23 protein-coding genes and 1 pseudogene are annotated in these 20,369 nt (G+C 71.4%); 15 read left to right on the top strand and 9 right to left on the bottom strand.

From position 1 onward, the window contains the following. The 6 genes and pseudogenes from ACFPZN_RS52490 to ACFPZN_RS52515 all read left to right on the top strand — a co-directional run. Window positions 1-129: pseudogene (locus tag ACFPZN_RS52490) on the top strand (lysine 2,3-aminomutase); the annotation flags it as partial. 95 nt (window positions 130-224) lie between these two features. After that, entirely contained in the window at window positions 225-815 is a 591-nt protein-coding gene (locus ACFPZN_RS52495; RefSeq protein WP_378292233.1) for a YHS domain-containing protein, read from the top strand. A 20-nt stretch (window positions 816-835) separates the two neighbouring features. Further along, window positions 836-3,793: a BTAD domain-containing putative transcriptional regulator gene (locus ACFPZN_RS52500; protein ID WP_378292235.1), complete on the top strand. Its 2,958-nt coding sequence runs from the start codon at window positions 836-838 to the stop codon at window positions 3,791-3,793. A 21-nt stretch (window positions 3,794-3,814) separates the two neighbouring features. Next, on the top strand, window positions 3,815-4,135 hold the full coding sequence (locus tag ACFPZN_RS52505) for an ArsR/SmtB family transcription factor (protein WP_378292237.1): 321 nt from the start codon (window positions 3,815-3,817) through the stop codon (window positions 4,133-4,135). Continuing rightward, window positions 4,132-4,644 (top strand): SRPBCC family protein, encoded by a 513-nt coding sequence (locus ACFPZN_RS52510; RefSeq protein WP_378292239.1) that lies wholly within the window; start codon window positions 4,132-4,134, stop codon window positions 4,642-4,644. The genes ACFPZN_RS52505 and ACFPZN_RS52510 overlap by 4 nt, the downstream gene beginning before the upstream one ends. 70 nt (window positions 4,645-4,714) lie before the next feature. Beyond that, window positions 4,715-5,911: an NAD(P)/FAD-dependent oxidoreductase gene (locus ACFPZN_RS52515; RefSeq protein ID WP_378292241.1), complete on the top strand. Its 1,197-nt coding sequence runs from the start codon at window positions 4,715-4,717 to the stop codon at window positions 5,909-5,911. On the opposite strand, the gene ACFPZN_RS52520 is transcribed toward ACFPZN_RS52515, so the two are convergent. Beyond that, the gene (locus tag ACFPZN_RS52520; RefSeq protein ID WP_378292272.1) at window positions 5,881-6,264 is read right to left on the bottom strand and encodes an ATP-binding protein; all 384 of its coding nucleotides are present in this window, start codon (window positions 6,262-6,264) and stop codon (window positions 5,881-5,883) included. The genes ACFPZN_RS52515 and ACFPZN_RS52520 overlap by 31 nt on opposite strands. Window positions 6,265-6,444: 180 nt before the next feature. Here ACFPZN_RS52520 and ACFPZN_RS52525 point away from each other — a divergent pair, with 180 nt between their 5' ends. Genes ACFPZN_RS52525 through ACFPZN_RS52545 form a run of 5 tightly spaced genes read left to right on the top strand, consistent with a single transcriptional unit; the run spans window position 6,445 to window position 8,572 of the window. Beyond that, window positions 6,445-7,323, top strand: a complete 879-nt coding sequence (locus tag ACFPZN_RS52525; RefSeq protein ID WP_378292243.1) for a helix-turn-helix domain-containing protein — start codon at window positions 6,445-6,447, stop codon at window positions 7,321-7,323. After that, window positions 7,320-7,532, top strand: coding sequence for a DUF397 domain-containing protein (locus ACFPZN_RS52530; protein WP_378292246.1), 213 nt, complete (start codon window positions 7,320-7,322; stop codon window positions 7,530-7,532). Before ACFPZN_RS52525 ends, ACFPZN_RS52530 begins: the two co-directional genes overlap by 4 nt. Further along, window positions 7,525-7,737 (top strand): DUF397 domain-containing protein, encoded by a 213-nt coding sequence (locus ACFPZN_RS52535; protein WP_378292248.1) that lies wholly within the window; start codon window positions 7,525-7,527, stop codon window positions 7,735-7,737. Before ACFPZN_RS52530 ends, ACFPZN_RS52535 begins: the two co-directional genes overlap by 8 nt. Beyond that, window positions 7,676-7,936, top strand: a complete 261-nt coding sequence (locus ACFPZN_RS52540; protein ID WP_378292250.1) for a DUF397 domain-containing protein — start codon at window positions 7,676-7,678, stop codon at window positions 7,934-7,936. The genes ACFPZN_RS52535 and ACFPZN_RS52540 overlap by 62 nt, the downstream gene beginning before the upstream one ends. Window positions 7,937-7,972: 36 nt before the next feature. Beyond that, a complete protein-coding gene (locus ACFPZN_RS52545) occupies window positions 7,973-8,572 on the top strand; it encodes a cadmium resistance transporter (RefSeq protein WP_378292252.1) in 600 nt (199 codons plus the stop codon). A gap of 3 nt (window positions 8,573-8,575) precedes the next feature. On the opposite strand, the gene ACFPZN_RS52550 is transcribed toward ACFPZN_RS52545, so the two are convergent. Continuing rightward, window positions 8,576-9,469, bottom strand: a complete 894-nt coding sequence (locus ACFPZN_RS52550) for a LysR family transcriptional regulator (protein WP_378292254.1) — start codon at window positions 9,467-9,469, stop codon at window positions 8,576-8,578. A gap of 61 nt (window positions 9,470-9,530) precedes the next feature. On the opposite strand from ACFPZN_RS52550, the gene ACFPZN_RS52555 reads away from it, so the two are divergent. Further along, window positions 9,531-9,866, top strand: a complete 336-nt coding sequence (locus ACFPZN_RS52555) for a DoxX family protein (RefSeq protein ID WP_378292255.1) — start codon at window positions 9,531-9,533, stop codon at window positions 9,864-9,866. Here ACFPZN_RS52555 and ACFPZN_RS52560 read toward each other — a convergent pair. The 4 genes from ACFPZN_RS52560 to ACFPZN_RS52575 all read right to left on the bottom strand — a co-directional run bounded on the left by ACFPZN_RS52560 (window position 9,848) and on the right by ACFPZN_RS52575 (window position 13,359). Continuing rightward, window positions 9,848-10,792 carry an alpha/beta fold hydrolase gene (locus ACFPZN_RS52560; protein ID WP_378292256.1) on the bottom strand — a complete coding sequence of 315 codons (945 nt, stop codon included), beginning with the start codon at window positions 10,790-10,792 and terminating at the stop codon, window positions 9,848-9,850. The two genes, ACFPZN_RS52555 and ACFPZN_RS52560, sit on opposite strands and share 19 nt — an antisense overlap. Window positions 10,793-10,914: 122 nt before the next feature. Then, window positions 10,915-11,436, bottom strand: a complete 522-nt coding sequence (locus tag ACFPZN_RS52565) for a YbhB/YbcL family Raf kinase inhibitor-like protein (RefSeq protein ID WP_378292257.1) — start codon at window positions 11,434-11,436, stop codon at window positions 10,915-10,917. A gap of 131 nt (window positions 11,437-11,567) precedes the next feature. After that, entirely contained in the window at window positions 11,568-12,392 is an 825-nt protein-coding gene (locus ACFPZN_RS52570; RefSeq protein ID WP_378292258.1) for an ABC transporter ATP-binding protein, read from the bottom strand. Next, on the bottom strand, window positions 12,385-13,359 hold the full coding sequence (locus ACFPZN_RS52575; protein ID WP_378292259.1) for an ABC transporter permease: 975 nt from the start codon (window positions 13,357-13,359) through the stop codon (window positions 12,385-12,387). The genes ACFPZN_RS52570 and ACFPZN_RS52575 overlap by 8 nt, the downstream gene beginning before the upstream one ends. Window positions 13,360-13,535: 176 nt before the next feature. On the opposite strand from ACFPZN_RS52575, the gene ACFPZN_RS52580 reads away from it, so the two are divergent. Further along, window positions 13,536-15,140 carry a bifunctional phosphatase PAP2/diacylglycerol kinase family protein gene (locus ACFPZN_RS52580; protein WP_378292261.1) on the top strand — a complete coding sequence of 535 codons (1,605 nt, stop codon included), beginning with the start codon at window positions 13,536-13,538 and terminating at the stop codon, window positions 15,138-15,140. On the opposite strand, the gene ACFPZN_RS52585 is transcribed toward ACFPZN_RS52580, so the two are convergent. Next, entirely contained in the window at window positions 15,100-16,293 is a 1,194-nt protein-coding gene (locus tag ACFPZN_RS52585; RefSeq protein ID WP_378292262.1) for a cytochrome P450, read from the bottom strand. The two genes, ACFPZN_RS52580 and ACFPZN_RS52585, sit on opposite strands and share 41 nt — an antisense overlap. Window positions 16,294-16,369: 76 nt before the next feature. Between ACFPZN_RS52585 and ACFPZN_RS52590 the strand changes: the two genes are divergently transcribed. After that, on the top strand, window positions 16,370-16,591 hold the full coding sequence (locus ACFPZN_RS52590) for a DUF6158 family protein (RefSeq protein ID WP_378292264.1): 222 nt from the start codon (window positions 16,370-16,372) through the stop codon (window positions 16,589-16,591). Window positions 16,592-16,619: 28 nt separating this feature from the next. Then, complete coding sequence (locus ACFPZN_RS52595; protein ID WP_378292266.1) at window positions 16,620-17,162, top strand: YceI family protein; 543 nt, start codon at window positions 16,620-16,622, stop codon at window positions 17,160-17,162. A 1-nt stretch (window position 17,163) separates the two neighbouring features. On the opposite strand, the gene ACFPZN_RS52600 is transcribed toward ACFPZN_RS52595, so the two are convergent. Both ACFPZN_RS52600 and ACFPZN_RS52605 read right to left on the bottom strand, forming a co-directional pair. Next, window positions 17,164-18,771: an ABC-F family ATP-binding cassette domain-containing protein gene (locus tag ACFPZN_RS52600; RefSeq protein WP_378292268.1), complete on the bottom strand. Its 1,608-nt coding sequence runs from the start codon at window positions 18,769-18,771 to the stop codon at window positions 17,164-17,166. Between the two features lie 76 nt (window positions 18,772-18,847). Next, the gene (locus ACFPZN_RS52605; RefSeq protein WP_378292270.1) at window positions 18,848-20,008 is read right to left on the bottom strand and encodes a methyltransferase domain-containing protein; all 1,161 of its coding nucleotides are present in this window, start codon (window positions 20,006-20,008) and stop codon (window positions 18,848-18,850) included. Between the last annotated feature and the right edge of the window lie 361 nt (window positions 20,009-20,369).

Consider the following 20,369-nt stretch of genomic DNA (forward strand, 5'->3'; position numbering starts at 1 on the left):
CTGCACTTCATCCAGTGCCGCGATTCCGACCTGGTCGGCAAGCCCTTCTTCGCCAAGTACGACCCCGAGGCGGTCTGGCTGGACGACCTCAAACCCGCCTTCGCCGACCGCTTCCCCTGGCAGTCCTGACGTAGACCCCGGCCGGGTGCGCCCGCCCGGCCGGGACCTCCGTCCGGCAGCCGGCTGTGAGCGATCTGACAGACGGCGCGGGCAGCGTGGCCCGCATGCTGTTCATCGAAATCTTCGTACCTCGGGACGCCCTCGACGCCGACCGGTGCCGGCAGCTGGCGCAAAGCCTGCTGGGCCTCATGACCGGCGACGGGGAGGAGGGGATGGCGGGACCGGCCGCCGACATCTTCGCGTCCCAGTTCCACGTCGTCGTGCACCGGCCGGAGACGTGGGTGGTGGGGGACCGCCTGGCGGACGACCCGACGCCCTACATGGTCCGCGTCCACGCACCGGGGCCCTGGCGCAAGGACACCAGCGGGCACATCATCGGCGCCTTCACCAAGGCGATCACGGACGTGGACCCGGGGGCCGCCGTCCAGGTGCACGTCTTGGGCGTTCCGGAAGGAAGCATCGGCGTCCGGGGGGAGGCGAAGACCTCCACCGAACTCGTCGAGATGATGAACGACCCCCTGAAATATGCCTACGCCGCGGGCAAGGCGCTCCTCGACCCCATGTGCGGCATGCTCGTTGAGCCCGACAAGGCCCCGACCCTGGAGTACGAGGGGACGCTCTACGGCTTCTGCTGCGAGGGCTGCCGTACGGAGTTCATCGCCAAGAAGGAGAAGGCGGCCGCCGGTACCGGTTGAGCCGGTGGCACAGTGGGCTCATGCGCGTTGGCATCCTGGGCCCCCTCCAGGTCACGGACGACGACGGCACCATCGCCCGGATCGGCGGGGCGCGGCTTCGCGCGCTGCTGATCCGGCTGGCCCTGGACGCGGGGCGCGTCGTCACGACCGATGCGCTCTGCCACGCGCTCTGGCCGTCCTCTGAGGGCAGCCCCGGCAATCCGGCTCACGCGCTGCATTCCCTGGTCGCCAGACTCCGCCGTGCCCTCCCCCAAGAGACGGCGCTGCGTTCCCTGCCCGCGGGCTACTGCCTGGACGTCCCGCCCGAGTCGGTGGACGCCCAGCGTTTCGAGAGCCTCGCGGGCAAGGGGCGCGACAGCCTTCGCCAGAGCAGGCCCACGGCGGCTCTGGACTTCCTCCAGGAGGCGCTGGTGTTGTGGAGGGGCGAGGCACTGGCCGACGCGGCTCCACGTATGCCCTTCGCCGCCAACGCCGCTCTACGGCTGAATGAGCTGCGCCTGAACGCTCTTGAGGACCGCCTGGACGCCTCCCTGCGTGTTGGGGTCGCCCCGTCCTCCCTTACGGCGGAGCTGGAGGAACTGACGGCCGCCCACCCCTACCGTGAGCGACTCCGGTACCTGCTCGTCCAAGCCCTGCACGCGGACGGCAGGCAACCCGAGGCCCTCACCGCCTACGAGGACTACAGGCGTTTCCTGGCCGACGAACTGGGCGCGGACCCGAGCCCCAGGCTCCAGGACCTCCACCGCACCGTCCTGCAGAACAAGGCGCCGCCCACGGGCAACCTGCGCGCACCCCTCACAAGCTTCGTCGGCCGCGAACAGGAGCGAGCCCAGCTGAAGGCCCTCCTCGCCGACAACCGCCTCGTCACCCTCGTCGGCCCCGGCGGAGTGGGGAAGACCCGCCTCGCCACCACCGTCGCCACCGGCGCCTGGCTCGTGGAGCTGGCACCCGTGACCGACCCGGCCGAGGTCCCGTACGCGGTCACCGCGGCCCTCGACCTCCACGAACCCGGCCGGTCCGCCGACGTCGTGCTCCGCCTGGCCGGTGCGCTCTCCACCTCCCGGAACCTGATCATCCTGGACAACTGCGAACACGTGCTCGACGCCGCGGCCCGGCTCGTGGACGACCTGCTGGGACGCTGCCCCGACCTCACCGTCCTGGCGACCAGCCGCGAACCCCTCGCCATCGCGGGTGAGACCGTCTACCCCGTCCCGCTGCTGGCCGGAGACCCGGCGACCCGCCTCTTCATGGACCGCGCCAGGGCCGCCAGCCACGGATTCACCTTCGACCCCCGGGTGCCCGCCATCTGCCGCCGCCTGGACGGCCTGCCGCTCGCCATCGAACTGGCCGCCGCACGCCTGCGCTCCATGCCCCTGGACCACCTGGCCGACCGCCTGGACGACCGCTTCCGCGTCCTGACCGCAGGCAGCCGCACAGCCCTGCCCAGGCACCGCACCCTGCGCGGCGTCGTCGCCTGGAGCTGGGACCTCCTCACCGACACCGAGCGCGACGCCGCCGAACGCTTGGCGGTCTTCCCCACGACGTTCACGCCGTCGTCCACCGGCATCGCCGTGGAAACCCTGGACGCCCTGGTCGACAAGTCGCTGCTCCAACTGGACGGCACCCGCTACCGGATGCTGGACACCATCCGCGAGTACGGCCTGGAACGCCTGGCCGAGACCGACCGCTTGCTCCCGTCCCGGGAAGCCTTCGTCTCGTGCTTCCTTTCCCTAGCCGAACAGGCCGACCTCCGAGGCCCCGACCAGCCGCACTGGCTCGAACGCCTGGACGCCGAACGGGACAACCTCCTCGCCGCCCTACGCCATGCCTGCGACTCCGGAGACACCGATTCCGCAGTACGCCTCGGTGCGGTCCTAAGCCTCTATTGGACGATCCACGGCGACCACATGGAGGCCGTCAGACGCCTGCGCACCGTCCTGGAAATGCCCGGCACAAGTAGCAGCCGCCTGAGCGCCCTGGCCGGGTTCCTCCTCAACGCGAGCTTCGCCGGTGAACTGGCCCAGGCGAAGGACTTCCCGGACGACCCGTCCCCGCGAGACCCGACCGGAGCCCACGTCCTCGCCCTCCAAGCACTCTCCACAGGCGACGTCCAAGCGGGCGTCCAAGCCCTGGAGAAACACCTGACCCACCCCGGCCCCTGGACCCGAGCCATCACGTGGCTGCTCCGCTCGTTCCTCAACGGCGCGCGGACGGGCAACGCGGCCGAGGGCCGCCGCGACCTCGACAACGCCATCAGCGCCTTCCGCGAGTCGGGCGAACACTGGGGCCTGTCCATAGCCCTGGCCTCACTGGCCTTCGCCCACTCGGCCGCAGGCGACTACGACGCCGCGACCACCGCCCTCGAAGAATCGACGAACCTCATCAACCACCTGGGCGCCGACAACCAGCAGCAACTCTGGCTCCCGATGATCCGCGTCCACACAGGCGACCTGGCCAAGGCCCAAGCCGAACTCCAGACCGTCCTGGCCCGAACCACCTCGCCCGCCCACCTCGCCCTGGCCCGCCTCCTCCTGGCCGATCTGGCCCGTTACAGAGGCGACCTGGACGAAGCCGCCCGCCACCTGACCCTCGCCGCCCCCGAGGCCAACGACCCCCCGTCCCGTGCCCTCTACCTGACGTCCCAGGGCAACCTGGCCACGGCCAAGGGCGACCTGCCCGCGGCAGAGAGCCACCTCCGCGAGGCCCTCTCCCTAGCCACGACCATGCCCGACATGCCCATGGTCGCCGTGATAGCCGTCGGCCAAGCCCAACTCCTGCTCGCCCAAGACCAACTCCACCAGGCCGCCGAACTCCTGGGCGCCGCACACGCGCTACGCGGCGGCCCAGACCCCCGCCACCCCGACGTCCAAGCCCTCTCCGAAGCCCTGCGAACCCGCCTGGGCACCCCCGCCTACGAGGCCGCCTACACCAAGGGCCGCGCCCACCCGGACCCCCTCTGTAACTTGCGTGTTACGTAAGCCAGATGTTACAAAGGGCCTGTGACCGCTAGTGTTTTCGAGGCCCTGGCCGATCCGGTGCGGCGGCGCCTGCTCGAACTCGTCGCCGAGCGGGAGCGGCCCGCCGGTGAACTCGCCGCCGAGTTCGACCTCAGCCGCCCAGCCGTCTCACGGCACCTGCGCGTCCTCAGCCAGGCCGGACTGGTGAGCTGGCGCCACCACGCGCAGCAGCGCATCTACCGTCTCGAACCCGCACCCCTCGAAGAGGCCGGCGCCTGGATCGAACGCACCCGCGACAACTGGGCGGCCCGGCTGGACTCCATCGAACGACACCTCAACGACATCGCGAAGGACACGGAATGACCGCAGGACCCGACCAGCCGCCCATCCCCACCGACCGCCGCGGCACCTTGGGCGCCGGCCCCGACGGCGACTGGCAGATCCGCTTCGAACGACGGCTCCCGCACCCGCCCGAACGGGTCTGGGCGGCGCTCACCTCTCCCGACCAGCAGGCGAGCTGGATGCCCGGGGTGACGATCGACGCCACCGAGGGCGGGGCGGTCGTCTTCGACTTCGGCGACGAGGGCAGGGCCGACGGCCTGGTGCTCGCCGTCGAGCCGCCCCGGCGCCTGGAGCACACCTGGACCTGGCCGGGCGAGCCCCCCGCGACCGTCCGCTGGGAGCTCACCCCCGACGGCGAGCACACCGTGCTGGTCCTGCTGCACCGCCCGCTGCGCTCCGAATCGGTGGTCGACTACGCCGCCGGCTGGCACGGGATCCTCGACGCGTTCGGTGCCCACCTCGACGGCGCCGACCTCGGCGAACCCGACTACGCCGCGTTCCACGACCTCTACGCCGCGATGGTGAAGTGATCTGACTCACGCGCTGTCACAACGATCGGTCGGGCGGCGTCTCCATGTCGAGCCTCGAAAAGGAGACACCATGACCGATGTGCTCGTGATCGGCGGCGGGTACGCCGGCGTGCTGGCGGCCAATCGCCTGACCCAGCGCGACGACGTGACCGTGACCCTGATCAACCCGCGCCCGGACTTCGTCCAGCGGCTCCGCCTGCACCAGCTGGTGGCCGGAACCCACGACGCGGTCGTCGACTACCGGAGGATCCTGGCCGACGGGGTCCGGCTGGTGGTCGACACCGCGACCCGGATCGACGCGGCCGGGCGCCAGGTGACGTTGGTGGCCGGCGGCACGGTCGGCTACGACTACCTGATCTACGCGGTGGGCAGTGGCAGCGCCGACCTGAGCGTGCCCGGTGCGGCGGACTTCGCCTACCCGATCGCCACCCTGGAGGCGGCGCGGCGGCTGCGCAGGGTCGTCGCCGCCGCGCCGGAAACTGCCCCGGTGACGGTCGTCGGAGCCGGTGCGACCGGCATCGAGACCGCCGCCGAGCTGGCGGAGCAGGGCCGCCGCGTGACCCTGCTGTGCGGCGGGGTGCTCGGCCCGTACCTGCACCCTCGGGGCCGGCGCTCGATCGCCAGGCGGCTGGCCAAGCTCGGTGTGACCGTGCTCGACGGCGCGACGGTGACGGCCGTGACCCGCGATGCCGTGCGGCTCGGCGATGGCCGCGAACTGCCGAGCGAGGTGACCGTCTGGACCGCCGGATTCGGCGTGCCGGACCTGGCCGCCCGCAGCGGGCTGAGCACCGACGCCCTGGGCCGCCTGCTCACCGACGAGACCCTGACCAGCGTGGACGACCCGCGTATCGTCGCGGCCGGCGATTCGGCGGCGCCCTCGAACCTGCCGCTGCGGATGAGCTGCCAGACCGCCAGGCCGCTGGGCGCGCACGCCGCTGACACGGTGCTCGACCGGATCGCCGGCGAGCTTCCCGCGACCATCGACCTGGGAGTCTTCGGCCAGTGCATCGGCCTGGGCCGGCACGCCGCCACCGCACAGCTCGCCTCCAAGGACGACACCGCGAACCGGTTCTACATCGGTGGCCGGCTCGGCGCGACGATCAAGGAAACCGCGATCAAGAAGATGGTCAAGGAGCTGGCGGAGGAGGCCCGCAAGCCCGGCTCGTTCTCATGGCACTTCAAGGACGACACCCGCCGCCAGGTCCTGAAGGCCAAGCCCGGCGAGGCGCCCGCCACTCAGCCCTTGTCCAGCTCGAACCACACGTGAAGGCGTCCCCGGTCGCCGTTGAAGTGCCCGCAGCGGTCGGCCAGGGACTCGATCAGCAGAACGCCGTAGCCGTGCTCACGCGCGCCCTCGTCCCGCCGCGCGGTGGGCACGGTCGCGGCGCCCTCGTCGACCACCTCGCACCGCAGCGTCCCCGCCGCGTCGTACAGCGTCAGCGTGATCATCCCGCCCGACCGCGACCGGGAGTGCCGGACGCTGTTGGTGCACGCCTCGGAGATCAGCAGCTCGGCCGTCCCGGCCCGCGCGTCCCCGTCCAGGACGTCGACGGCGAACCGCCGCGCCCCGCCCACGCTCCGCGCGACTCCGGGCAGCGTCACCGACCCGAGCACGACCATCTCCACGGCCCGCCCACCGCCTTCCCCTTGCGTCCGGTACGAGATTTTCGAGAACGTTGCGCGATCGCCTGATCTCACAGCGTCACCCTGCCAAGCTATGCAGAGAGTGCCTCAGCAGAGGCGAAGATGCAACCGATGCATAAAACTTCACTGCAAATGCTCTGAGGAAGGGTCGATGACATGCCGGGTCGCAAGCCAGCGCCGACCATCCGCCTGCGCCGTCTGGCCGCCGAACTGCGTCGCCTTCGCGAGGACGCCGACCTCACCCGGGAAGAGGTCGTCGAGCGCACCGGCATCAACACCGCGACCCTCTACCGCATCGAGGCCGCCCGCGTACGACCGCAGCCCCGCACGCTGGCGACGCTGCTGGAGGTCTACCGCGCCCCGGAACCCAAGCGCGCCGAGCTGTCCACCCTGCTCAAGGACGCCAAGCAGCGGAGCTGGCTGAACACCCTCGCGTCCGAACTCCCGGAGCACTACGCCTCGTACATCGAGTTCGAGACCGAGGCGAACGCCGTCCTCAACTACGAGTGCCTGTTCGTCCCAGGGTTGCTCCAGACCGAGGACTACGCCCGCGCGGTCATTCAGGGCACACTGCCCGACGCCACCAAGGACGAGGTGGAGAACCGTGTCGAGGCCCGCATGCGGCGACAGGCGATCCTCGCCGGGGACGACCCGCTCACGTTCTGGGGCATCGTCGACGAGGGCGCCCTCCGCCGCGCCGTCGGCGGAACCGACGTCATGCGCGCCCAGTTGAAGCACCTCTTGGACGTTGCCCAGCAGCCGAACGTCACTTTCCAGGTGGTCCCTTTCGAGGCGGGCGCGCATGTCGGGATGCCCGGCTCTTTCTCGTTGATGCGCTTCCCAGAGGCGGTCGGGCCTGATGTCGTGTACATCGACAGCCAGGCGGGTGACATCTTTCTCGAAGAGGAAGTCGACACCGGCCGTTATACGCTGGTTTGCGAACATCTTCGCGCCGTGGCGCTGAGCCCTTCCGCCTCGGCTGAGCTGGTCGCCACGGTTGCGAAGCGCGGGCTGTCCAGAGGAGGAGCCTCATGAGCACCCATCGCGAGAAGCACGGCGTCCGCTGGCGTAAGAGCAGCCGGAGCAGCGGCAACGGGCAATGTGTCGAGGTCGCCGCGCTCGCCGCGCACGTCGGCGTGCGGGATTCCAAGGCCCCGGCAGCTGGTCACCTCGTGATTTCGCGTGCTGCGTTCGGGGACATGGTCGCTCGGATCAAGGGCGGACGGGAAGACGCTCGTGAGTAGCTCTCGTGAGCAGGGCGGCGTTCACTGGCGTAAGAGCAGCCGCAGTGGTGCGAACGGCCAGTGTGTCGAGGTCGCCGCTGTGAGCGGCAAGATCGGGATGCGGGATTCCAAGGCTCCGGGAGCCGGCCACCTGGCGATCTCGCATGCGGCGTTCGCGGATATGGTCGCTCGGATCAAGAGCGGACGGGAAGACGCTCGTGAGTAGCTCTCCTGAGCTGGACGGCGTTCGCTGGCGTAAGAGCGGCCGCAGTGGTGGCAACGGGCAATGTGTCGAGGTCGCCGCGCTTGGTGGGCATGTCGGGGTGCGGGATTCCCAGGCTCCGGCGGCTGGTCATCTCGTGATTTCGCGTGCGGTGTTCGCGGACGTGGTTGCTCGGATCAAGGGTGGCGCCGTCACTCCGTAGCCGGAGGCCCTCCCGGCATCGGTAGGTTGTGCCGGGATGGACGGGATTTTCGGGACGGTCGCGGCCGCCGTCGGGATGTTCGCCGGGACGAATGTCGACGACCTCATCGTGTTGACGGTGCTGTTCCTGGCGGGACGGGCCGACGGGCGTCCGCGGGCGTGGCAGGTCTGGGCGGGGCAGTACCTGGGGATCGCGGCGCTGGTGGTGGTGTCGGTGGTCGCGGCACTGGGGCTGAGCGTCGTTCCCGACGACTGGGTGGGGTTGCTGGGGCTGGTGCCGTTCGCGCTGGGCGTGCGGGGGCTGGTCGCGGCGATCCGGGCGCGGGGGGACGACTCGTCGCCCGCGGTCGCGGGGAGTCTGCTGGCGGTCGCCGGGGTCACCATCGCCAACGGGGCCGACAACATCTCGGTCTACACGCCGGTGTTCCGCACGATCGGGGCCGGGGCCACGGTGGTGACGGTCGCGGTGTTCGCGGTCGGGGTCGCGGTGTGGTGCCTGGTCGCGTCCTGGCTGGGGTCGCACAAGCGCGTCATCGAGGTCGTGGAGCGGTACGGGCACTGGCTCGTTCCGGCGGTGTTCATCGCGATCGGGACGGTCATCGTGGTCGAGTCGGGGGTGCTCGGGAAGCTCGTGTGAGTCTCAGGGGGTCGCCGCGTCCAGGCAGCAGCGGACGAAGTCCTGGACGACCGGGTTGGTGTCGTCGGCGGGGGACCAGGCGATGGCCACCTGGGAGGGGCGCACGCCGCTGACGGGCCGGTACGTGACGCCCGGGCGTGCGTAGAAGCGGGCGGCGGACTCGGGGGCAAGGGCGATGCCGTAGCCGTTGGCGATCGCGCTGAGCCACTCGTCGGGCTGGTCGGTGACGGCCCCGACGCGGACCGGGTGGCCGTCGCGTTCGTCGGCGGCCAGCCAGAAGTCCCGCCACTCCGTCGTTTCGGCCGGGGCCGCCACGTACGGTTCGTCCCACAGGTCGCGGAAGGGGATCACGTCGCGTTCGGCGAGCGGGTGCGCGGAGGGGAGTGCGACCCAGCGGGGCTCGGTGAACAGCACCTTCACGCGGAGGTCGTCCTGGCCCGGGAAGGGGAGCCGGAGGAGGGCGGCGTCGACGTCGCCGTCGGCGAGGCCGGCGGTCGGGTTCGACCAGGCGGCTTGGCGCATGTCGGCCCTCCAGCCGGGACGGCGGCGGGCGAACTCCGCGATGATGCGCTGGGTGGCCTCGTTCGCCGCGCTGGCCAGGAAGCCGACGCGGAGTACGCGGGCCTCCTGGACGGCCGCGGTCCGCGTCTCGCGCTGAGCCTGGTTCCAGTCGGCGAGGAGGGCGGGCACCCGCGCGGCCAGGGCCCGTCCGGGTTCGGTGAGGGCCATGCCGGAGCGGGAGCGGGTGAACAGGCGCGTGTCGAGCAGTGTTTCCAGCTGCCTGATCTGTTTGGTCAGGGCCGGTTGCGACACGTACAGCCGTTCCGCGGCACGGGTGAGGTTCCCTTCCTCCGCGACCGCGATGAAGTACCGCAGCAACCGTGTGTCGACATCCATGCCGCCAGGTTATGGATGCGTGTATTGGACGTCGAGAACGGGGCCTGGCGAGGCTGAGCGCATGGTTGTCGTCACGCTCATCACGATCCTGGCGAACGCGGGGATGGCCGTCGCCGACTTCGCGCGGGCGCGGTTCGTGCTCGCCAACGCGGCCGAGGTGGACGTCCCCGAGCCGTGGGTCCCGGTGCTCGGCGCGTTGAAGGCGGCCGGGGCGGCCGGGCTGCTGCTCGGGCTCCTGGGCGTCCCGTACATCGGCGTCGCGGCGGCCGGGGGGCTCGTGTTGTTCTTCGCGGGCGCGCTCGTCGCGCATGTGCGCGCCCGCGTCTACCGCAATATCGCCTTTCCCGGCGGGTACTTCGCGCTGGCCGTCGCGAGCCTTTACGTCGCCGCGTCCTGACGGAGCCAGTCGACGAGGATGCGGTTGACCTCCGCCGGGCGCTCCTGCTGCACCCAGTGGCCGCAGCCCTCCAGGATGTGGGACGCGGCCAGCCCCGGAAGCGTGACGGGGAACGCCTTGATCGCGTCGGCCATCCAGGTGGTGGACGGGTCGAGCTCCCCGCCCACGAACAGCGACGGCTGGACGATCGGAGCCCCGCGCCAGGCGGCGAGGTCCTCCCAGTCCCGGTCGAAGTTGCGGTAGCGGCCCAGCGCGCCGGTCAGGCCGGTCCGCTCGAACTCGCCCGCGTACACGTCCAGGTCGGCCTCGGTGAGCCAGGCGGGCGGCGCGGTGCCGGCGAAGCGGTCGCGCATCGTGCCGCCCGGCGGGACGAAGGTCGGCGCCCCGCCCGCGTAGAAGCCCGCGAGCCAGCCGCGGACGTCGGGCTCGATCTCGGCCTCCGCCCGTCCGGGCTCCTGGAAGTAGGCGACGTAGAACTCCTCCTCCCCGCCCATCTGCGCGAACGCGAGGGTGGGACGCGGGCCGCCCGGCGGTGTGTACGGGACGCCCAGCAGCGCGACCGACGTGAACACCTCGGGCCGCAGCAGCGCGCTCGCGGCTGCGATCGGGGAGCCCACGTCGTGCCCGACGACGGTCGCGGTCTCCTCGCCCAGCGCCCGGACGACCGCGACGTTGTCGGAGACGTGCGCCAGCATCCGGTAGTCCCGCACGTCGCGGGGCTTGGACGACCGGCCGTACCCGCGCAGGTCGATCGCCGCGGCGCGGAAGCCCGCGTCCGCGAGCGCCGGGAGCTGGTGCCGCCACGAGTACCACGACTCGGGGAACCCGTGCAGCAGCAGGACCAGCGGGCCCGTGCCCTGCTCGACCAGGTGGACGCGCCCGCTCGGCACCTCGACGAGCCGGTGCCGTGCCTTGGAAAACGCCAATGGGACCTCCTCAGAACTCCCCTCGATCGTGCGGCCCCGGACGCGGCCACGCCCAACCGCGTTGCCGTTCCGGCAAGAGGCCGCCGGGTCGGGAACCCGGCGGCCTCGGACGAGGGAGATGCTCAGTGCCCGTACACCGGCACGATCGACGCCCGCGCCAGCGTGTGCCCGGTGATGTTGAAGCCCACGACGGCGGGCGCGGCGTCCGAGGGGACGCCCAGCGTCTCCACGTCCAGGGCGTGGACGGTGAAGACGTACCGGTGCGGGTCCCCGGGCGGCGGGGCGGCGCCGCCGAACGCCTTCAGGCCGTAGTCGTTCCGCGCCTGCACGCCGACCTTGGAGTCCTCGCCGCCCGCGCCGGTCGGCAGCGACGTGACGTCGGCCGGGACGTCGAACAGCGACCAGTGCCAGAAACCGCTGCCGGTGGGGGCGTCGGGGTCGAAGCAGGTGATCGCGAAGCTCCTGGTCTCCGCGGGGAAGCCCGACCAGCTCAGCTGCGGCGACAGGTTCCCGCCGCTGAAACCCCAGTCGTTGAAGACGTGCTTGTCCGAGAGTTGCTCGCCTTCGGTCACGTCCTCGCTGGTGACGGTGAACGAGGGAACCTCGGGCAGGTGTTCGTGCGGCAGCGGGGGCTTGCCTGCCATGGCGTGACCTCCTAGTGAGTCGATCTGTTCTTCCCATACCTATCAGCCGCCCCGCCGCCCGGTTCGGATCTTCCGCGGACGTGAAAGCCCCGGGCGCACCGTGGTGCGCCCGGGGCTCTCTCCGTCGTCGTCTACTTGCCGGTGGCGTCGGTGTAGGCGCGCAGGACTTCCTGGGGGTCGCCGTCCATCTTGACGCGTCCCTCGTCGAGCCAGATGACCCGGTTGCAGGTCTCCTCGATCACGTCCAGGTTGTGCGCGACCAGGAACACCGCTCCGGCGTCCTTCCGCAGCTCGTCGATCTTCTCCTTGCTGCGCTTCTTGAACTTGGCGTCGCCGGTGGCCAGGGCCTCGTCGATGAGCATCACGTCGTGGGTGCGGGCCGCGGCGATCGCGAACCGCAGCCGGGCGCCCATCCCCGACGAGTACGTCGACATCGGGTAGTCGATGAAGCCCTTCTTGAGATCGGCGAACTTGACGATCTCCTCGTACCTGGCCTTGGTCTCCTCCTGGGTGAGGCCCATGGCCAGGCAGCCCAGGACGATGTTGCGGGAGCCGGACAGGTCGCGCATCAGGGCCGCGTTCACGCCCAGCAGCGAGGGCTGGCCGTCGGTGTAGACGCCGCCGCGGGCGGGCGGCAGCAGCCCGGCGATGGCCTTGAGCAGGGTGGACTTGCCGGAGCCGTTGGTGCCGATCACACCGACCGCGTCGCCCCGGTAGGCGATGAAGGACACCCCGCGGACGGCGTGCACCTCCTTCATCTGCGGCCGGTTCTCCCGCTTGACCATGCGCAGCAGCGCGCTGGCCGCCGTGCCCTTGCCCCCGCCGCCGCTGTAGACGCGGTAGACGATGTGCAGGCCGTCGACGACCACGATCGGCTCCCGGGTGGGGTCGATGACCACCTCGGGCTGGGGTGTCGCTCCGGTCACCGCGGGCTTCTCCTTGAGCGCCTTAGCCACGGCCGTACCTCTCCTCCGCACGGTAGAAGTACCAGAAACCCCCGATGAAGGCGATCACGGCCCACAGGACCGCGTAGAGCCACAGCCGCGCGAAGTCGACGTCGTACGGCTGGACGTCCTTGCGGAAGCTGGTGAGCAGCGAGGCCCGCATCAGTTCCAGGAACACCGACGCCGGGTTGGCCTCCAGGATCTTGCCGACCCAGGGGTAGCCCTTCTCGGCGAACTTGCGGCCCATGTCGGGGATCAGGAAGAAGACCCCGGAGAAGTAGAGCCAGGACCGGGTGATGAACGGCAGCAGCTGCTGCACGTCCCGGACGAAGGCGCCGAGCCGGGCGATGGCCAGGCTGATGCCGGTGTTGAACAGCAGCTGGAGCAGCAGGATCGGCACCATCAGCAGCCAGTGCCAGGTGATCGGCTCTCCGGTGGCCACCACGATCACCAGCAGCACCGCCATGGAGATGAGCAGCTGCTGCAGCTCCATCAGCACGTGCGCGAACGGCAGCGAGGCGCGCGGGAAATGCAGGGCGCGGATCAGCGACAGGTTGTTGCCGATCGAGCGGGCGCCCGCCGTCAGTGAACGCTGGGTGAACGTGAAGACGAAGACGCCCGTGATCAGGAAGGCGGTGTAGTTGTCGATTCCGCGGTTGGTGCCGATCAGCACGCCGAAGATCAGGTAGTAGACGCCGGCGTTGAGGAGGGGGGTGAGGACCTGCCACAGCTGGCCCAGCCGGGAGCTGCTGTAGGTCGAGGTGGTCTTGGCGGAGGCGAACGCCCAGATGAACGTGCGGCGCTGCCACAGTTCCTGGACGTACCTGCGCGGCGAGGGGCGCGCCGCGCTCTGGGTCAGGCCGTGGCGAGCGGCGAACTCGGCCAGCGATTCGCTGCTCCTGCCGTTCATGTGAGGAGGCTCCGCGATCGTGCCGACCGGCTCGCCACCCGAGGCGCTGAGCCGTTCCGGGTGACTCATGCCGGGAAGCCTATTGCAGTCCACGATATGTGAGGGACGTTCGCCCATATGTGACCGCTGATTTGAGATCTTTGGGGAATCATGTCCGACCTCCTGGGGATACCCCCGACATGCATGTCGATCACCAAGCGCGACGCCCTTGGCGACCCAGCGTAATGTTGGCATCTCGTTACGCGATGTCCGCCCGGCGGGGTGGCGGGGCGGGGCGCCCGCGCACCCCGGCGGTCTACCGCAAGGGGCCGCTGCGCACGCTGGGACGGCTGGACCGCCGGGCGTTCGACCGGGTCGCCTCGACCCATCTGCCCGGCCTGGAGTACGTGCTGCCCCGCCTGTCGCGCGCCGCCGACCACGGCGTGCTGTGGTTCACGGCGGCGGGGGCGATGGGGCTGACCCGGCGCGCCCGGCTGCGGCGCGCGGCGCTGCGCGGGTCGATCGGGATCGCGGTGGCCAGCCCGGTGGTGAACGTGCTGGGCAAGCAGGCGTTCCGGCGGGCCCGCCCGGTGGTCGACCTGGTGCCGCCGATCCGCATCCGGTGGAAGCTGCCGACCTCGCACGCGTTCCCGTCCGGGCATTCGGCCTCGGCGGCGGCGTTCGCGACGGGGGTGGCGATGGAGGCGCCGCGGGCGGTCGCCGTCCCGGTCGGGGCCGCGGCGGGCGCGGTGGCGTTCGCGCGGATCTACACCGGCGCCCACTACCCGGGGGACGTGCTGGCCGGGGCGGGGATCGGGGTGCTGGCGGCCCTCGGCACCCGGCTGGTGTGGCCGGCCCGGCCGCCGGTCGCCCGCGTCACCCGTACCGCCACCGAGAAGGTGACGATCACCGGGGACGGGCAGGGGATCGTGGTCGTGGTGAACGGCGGCGCCGGTACGGCCGAGGGCGCCGGGGAGGTGCCGCTGCTGCGCGGCTCCGTCGAGTCCGCGGTGGGCGTGCTGCGGCGGGAGCTGCCCGCGGCCTCGATCGTCCGGCTGGGCCGGGACGACGACGTCGACAAGGCGCTCGGCGAGGCGGCGGCCCGGGCCGAGGTGCTCGGGGTGATCGGCGGCGACGGGACGGTCAACGCGGGCGCGCGGGCGGCGCTGGAGCACGACGTCCCGCTGCTGACCATCCCGGGCGGGACGTTCGACCACTTCGCGCGGGCGCTGGGCATCGAGACGGCGGCGGACGCGGTGGCCGCCTACCGGGGCGGGCGGCTCGGCCGGGTCGACGTCGGCGTGATCACCCCGGCCGGGGACGCCGAGGGCCGGGAGGCGGAACTGGTCTTCCTCAACACCGCCGGGCTGGGCGCCTACACCGAGCTGGTGGAGCGGCGCGAGCGGCTGGAGGGCCGGTTGGGCAAGTGGCCGGCGCTGGCGGTCGCGGCGGCCCGCACGTTCCGGCATTCCCGGCCGGTGCCGCTGCTGGTGAACGGGCGGCCCCGCCGGGTGTGGCTGGGCTTCGTGGGCAACTGCATGTACGGCTCGCGCGGGCCCGCGCCCACGTGGCGCCGCCATCTGGACGACGGGCGGCTGGACATCCGCCTGGTCGCCACCGGTGAGCGGGTGCCGAGGCTGCGGGCGCTCGCCGCCGTGCTGGCCGGTCATCTGCACGTGATGCCCGGCTACCGGGCGTGGCACTCCGGTTCGTTGGACCTGGTCGCGCCGGAGGGCGGGCTGCGGGTGGCCCGGGACGGCGAGGTGACCTCGCTGCCGCGGGCGGTCCGGATCGCCAAGCGGTCCGGCGCGCTGGCGGTGTTCTGCCCGCCTACGCCGCCACGGCGAGGGGGCAGCGGCGCAGACCGGTGACCACGGTGGATCCGGTGTGGACGGCCTCCCCGGCGAGCTCGATCCGGGTGGGGCCGCGGTCCAGGAGCTCCTCCAGGACCATCCTGATCTCCATCCGGGCCAGTGCCGCGCCCAGGCAGAAGTGCGGGCCGAAGCCGAAGGCGAGCGCGGTCGCGTCGGGGCGCCGGGCGATGTCGAAGGCGCCCGCGCCGGGGCCGTAGGCGGCGGGGTCGCGGCCCGCCGCCCCGTACAGGATCATGAGGCGGTCGCCCGCCCGGATCTCGACACCGCTCAATGTGACGGTGTCGGCGGCGGTTCGCATGAAGTAGACGACGGGGGACGTCCAGCGCAGGATCTCCTCGACCGCCGTGGTCATGAGCGTGGGATCCGGGTGGCGCGCGCGCAGGGCGGACCACTGCTCGGGGTGGGCGGCGAGGGCGTGCAGGCCGCCGGAGATCGCGTGCCGGGTGGTCTCGTTCCCGGCCACCAGCAGCTGGATCAGGAACATCACCAGCTCCAGGTCGGTGAGCCGGTCGCCGTCCAGCTCGGCCAGCGCCAGCTGCGTGATCACGTCCCCGCCGGTGCGGGCGGCCGCGCGGCGCTCGTGGGCGGTGCCGAGCAGGTAGGCGCCGCACTCGGTGCGGAGCGCGGCGCGCTCCTCCTCCGGCAGATCGTCGGCGGCGCCGGGCACGATGGCCTCCGACCAGCGGTGGAACCGGGCCCAGTCGTCCTCGGGGATGCCCAGCAGCAGGCAGATCACCTGGAGCGGCAGCGGCACGGCCAGGTCCGCGACCGCGTCGAACGGGCGGCCGGGCTCCAGCGCGTCCAGCAGCGCCCGGACCCGGGCCCGCACGTCCCCTTCCAGCCCGCGCAGCACGGAGGGGCGGAAGGCGGGGGCCACGAGCCCCCGGTAGCGGGTGTGGTCGGGCGGGTCGGTGTGGGTGATCGTCGGCGGTGCCGCGTACGTGCCGGCGGTCTCGCCCAGCAGGACGCCGTCGCGGGAGCGGAACAGCTCGGGCCGGGCCAGGACGGAGCGCGCGTCCGCGTGCGTCCCGACCACCCAGTAGCCCTCGGGGTGCCGGACGGGCCGTCCGGCCGTGTGGAGCCGCCCGTACAGCTCGTGCGGGTGCCCGGCGGTGAAGTGCGCGTGCGGGAAGTCGGCCGGCAAGGTCATGTAGCAAACGCTAGGTAGGTAAACGGTGGGGCGCAAGGGCATGTTTGGCACCCCCGCAGCGGGTACGAGGAGGACCATGTCGAACGGAGTCGATCCCGCCGAGCTCAGCGACGACGACCTCATGCGCGAACTGGGGCACCTGTACGAGACGAGGATGGACGCCCTGCGCCACGCCGCCGACCAGGCCCTCGCCGAGCACACCCGCCGCATGAGCGACCTGGAGGCCGAGTACCTGCGCCGCATCCCCGAACGCGAGGTGGACCCCGAACGCCTCCGGGAGGGCGCACGTGCCCGCTGAGAGAGAGGTTCCCGTCTAGGGTGACGTCATGGCGACGATCGAGCTGGGCCCCGACCGCGGGCGGCTGCTGATCAATACCGGGCGGAGCGGGCTCGGCCGGCGGGCCGGGCACGACCTCACGATCGAGGCCGCCCGCTGGTCGGGGACGCTCACCCTGCCCGGCGACGCCACCACGATCCCGGACGCCGAGGGAGGCTCGGTCGAGGTGACCGTCCCGGTGGCGGGCCTGGAGGTGCGCGAGGGCACCGGCGGCGTGCTGCCGCTCTCCGACCAGGACCGCACCGAGATCACCAAGAACCTCCGCAAGGTCCTCGACGCCGCCCGCCACCCGGAGATCACCTTCACCGCCCCCACCGCGACCGGCTCCGCGGCCGAGTTCACCGTCGAGGGCCGCCTGACGGTCGCCGGCCACACCGAACCGCTGACCGTCCGGGGCCGCGCCGAGGGCGCCCGGATCCGGGGCGAGGCCACCGTCAAGCAGACCCGGTGGGGGATCAAGCCCTACTCCGCCTTCTTCGGCGCCCTCAAACTGGCCGACGACGTCAAGATCACCTTCGACCTGACCCTCTGACTCAGCGGGCGCGGACCACCCGCGACTCGTCCCAGACCGGCTCCGGCGGCTCGTACACCGACCCGTCGGAGCCGAACACCAGGAACCGGTCGAACGACCGCGCGAACCAGCGGTCGTGCGTCACCGCCAGGACCGTCCCCTCGTACGACTCCAGCCCCTCCTGCAACGCCTCCGCGCTGGCCAGATCCAGGTTGTCGGTCGGCTCGTCCAGCAGCAGCACCGTCGCCCCGCCCAGCTCCAGCAGCAGGATCTGCAACCGCGCCTGCTGCCCGCCCGACAGCGTCTCGAACGGCTGCTCCGCGCACATCTGCAGCTCGTACCGGGCCAGCGTCGACATCGCCTCGTTCCGCAGCCGGGCGTGCTCGGTCATCACGATCTCGCACGGCGTCCGGCCCTCCAGATCGGGCCGGGCGTGCGTCTGCGCGAACAGCCCCGGCACGACCCGCGCCCCCAGCCGCGCCACCCCCGTGTGCGCCACGTCCTCCCCGGCCAGCAGCCGCAGGAAGTGCGACTTCCCCGACCCGTTGGACCCCAGCACGGCCACCCGCTCCCCGTACCAGACCTCGGCGTCGAACGGCCGCATCAGCCCGGTCAGCTCCAGCCCCTCGCAGATCACCGCGCGCTTGCCGGTCCGGCCGCCGCGCAGCCGCATCTTCAGCGACTGGTCCCGCGGCGGGACCTCCGGCGGCCCCGCCTCCTCGAACCGCCGCAGCCGCGTCTGCGCCGCCCGGTACCGGGAGGCCATGTCGTCGTTGAACGCCGCCTTCTGCTTGAGGGTGGTGACCAGCCGCTTCAGCTTGGCGTGCTCCTCGTCCCAGCGCCGCCGCAACTCCTCCAGCCGCTCGTTGCGGTCCCGCCGGGCCTGCGCGTACGTGGCGAACCGGCCGCCGTGCACCCACACCGTCCCGGCCTCGACCGTGACGATCCGCTCGGCCGCGCGGTCCAGCAGCTCGCGGTCGTGCGAGACGAGCAGCACGGTCTTGGGCGTCTCCCGCAGCCGCTCCTCCAGCCAGCGCTTGCCGGGCACGTCCAGGTAGTTGTCCGGCTCGTCCAGCAGCAGCACCTCGTCGGGGCCGCGCAGCAGCGCCTCCAGGACGAGCCGCTTCTGCTCCCCGCCCGACAGCGTCGCCACGCGCCGGTACCGGCACCGCTCGAACGGCACGCCCAGCGCCGCCACGGTGCAGGCGTCCCAGAGCACCTCGGCCTCGTAGCCGCCCGCGTCACCCCAGGCCGCGAGCGCGTTGGCGTAGCGCAGCTGGCTCGGCTCGTCCTCGCGCTCGACCATCGCCAGCTCCGCGGCCTCCAGCCCGGCCGCCGCCTCACGCAGCCGCGGCGCCGCCGTCGAGAGCAGCAGGTCCTGGACGGAGGACTCGTCGCGGACGTTCCCGACGAACTGCCGCATCACCCCGAGCCCGCCACTGGAGGAGACCGACCCGTCCTGCGGTGCCAGATCACCGGCGATCATCCGCATCAGCGTCGTCTTGCCCGCCCCGTTCGGCCCCACGAGCGCGGCGGTCACCCCGTCCCCGATCCGGAACGAGACGTCGTCGAGCAGCACCCGCCCATCGGGCAGCACGTGCCCCACATGGCCGACCTCGATATGCCCCACGCCGCTCCCCCCACAAGACCCGACCCACGAGTCTGCGAACCCCGAAGCAACGAAGGCAACCGGTTTTCCGGTGGCGTCAGCGATGCGAGCCGACGATGTCGTCGGGGCGGTCAAGCCACAGGCGCTCGCCGTCGGGGGTGACGGTCATCCCGAACCGGTCACGGTCAGGCTGTCCCCACCCGACCCACGTGAAGTAAGCGGAGGTGACCTCTCCCCACAGGTCCCGGTTTCCGGCCTGTTGTACCTCGTACTCGTCGTCGCCGGGCTGGTAGTTGACGGCCGTCCATCGGCCGGCGTCGTCGGGGTCCAAGACCCACAAGGTGAAACCGTCGGCGTCGGCCTCGGTGCGGGTGTGGACCCCGGTCAGAGCGAACACGGCGAGATCGGCTCCGGCGGAGGCATGGGCGATCGTGCGCGGGTCGATCCGGGTCGTGCTCCGGGTGATGTCGTGCTCCGCCCACTCGCGCCCGTTGGCCGCGCCGCGGCGTTGGGAACGCAGAAGCATGTAAGAAGCAAAGCCGGGGAACCGGCCTACCGCCGTACCGTCCGGCTTGACCACAAGCCGCAGTTCGTGGCTGTAACCGAACCCGGGACTGTAGGGGGTGACCACGGTTCCCCCTGGTCGTGTCTGCTCTATCCACTCATAAGGGACGCAGGACACTGCGCAAGTGGCGTGAACCCGGTCGAATGGGCCACCCTCTGGGCGGAGGGTGGCACCGTCCCCGATAAGCAGCTTCGGGGCGTACCCGGCGGCCGCCAGGTTGCTCGCCGCCTGCTTGGCCACATCGCCGTCCACCTCGATGGAGACCACACTGCCTTCTCCGACGATGTGCGAGGTGAGAGCCGCCGTCCAGCCGGTACCGGTTCCGATTTCCAAGACCCGGTGATGGCGCTCCAGGTCCGCCAACTCCAGAAGAGACGCGACGGTGCTCGGGGCCGAACACGATGACGTGTAGTCGCCGTTTCCGATATGCACGTCGGTCGCCCCGTCGTCCAGCTGGGTGACGATCGGGGCATCGTCGTACACGGCGTCCCACCATGCGCTCGGATCCCTGTCCCTGTCGATCACGTGCGCTTCCCGATCGTTGGGGCAGGCCAGCGCGATGCGCGGAACGAACCGGTGGCGGGGGACGTCTCGGAACGCTTCCCGCACATAGGTGTCGTGGAGCTGCCCGGATGAGGTGAGCCGCTCCATGAGCCGTGCGGCGCGCAGGGAGGCGTCGTCGACGGCGGTCATTTCTCTCGCTTTCCTCCGCCTTTGGTAGGAGTGTCGGGGTTTGGCTTCTCGGGCTGGGGTGATTTGATCGGCTGTGGCTTGCCCTCGTGCTTGCCCATTTCCTTGATCCTCTCTGCTGAACGCCAGCTTGAACACTACGAAAAGGCGTCCTGCATGGAAATGGCTGGAAAGATGGCACGCACTTACTGCCCGATGGCACTCGGGGAAGCGTAGCGATTCAGGCAAGGCTCAGTGGCAGTTAGCCTCGATCTTTCACAGCGCCGGTTGGGTCGTGTGGCGGCCTGACCGGTTTGTGTTTTCTGGTGGTGGTCAGGTCGGTGGCCCGGATGTCGCTCCGGGTGGGCGGGGTTCCACGGCCCCT

Source organism: Actinomadura rugatobispora (genome assembly GCF_042656285.1).
In the GTDB taxonomy this organism is placed as follows: Bacteria; Actinomycetota; Actinomycetes; order Streptosporangiales; family Streptosporangiaceae; genus Spirillospora; species Spirillospora rugatobispora.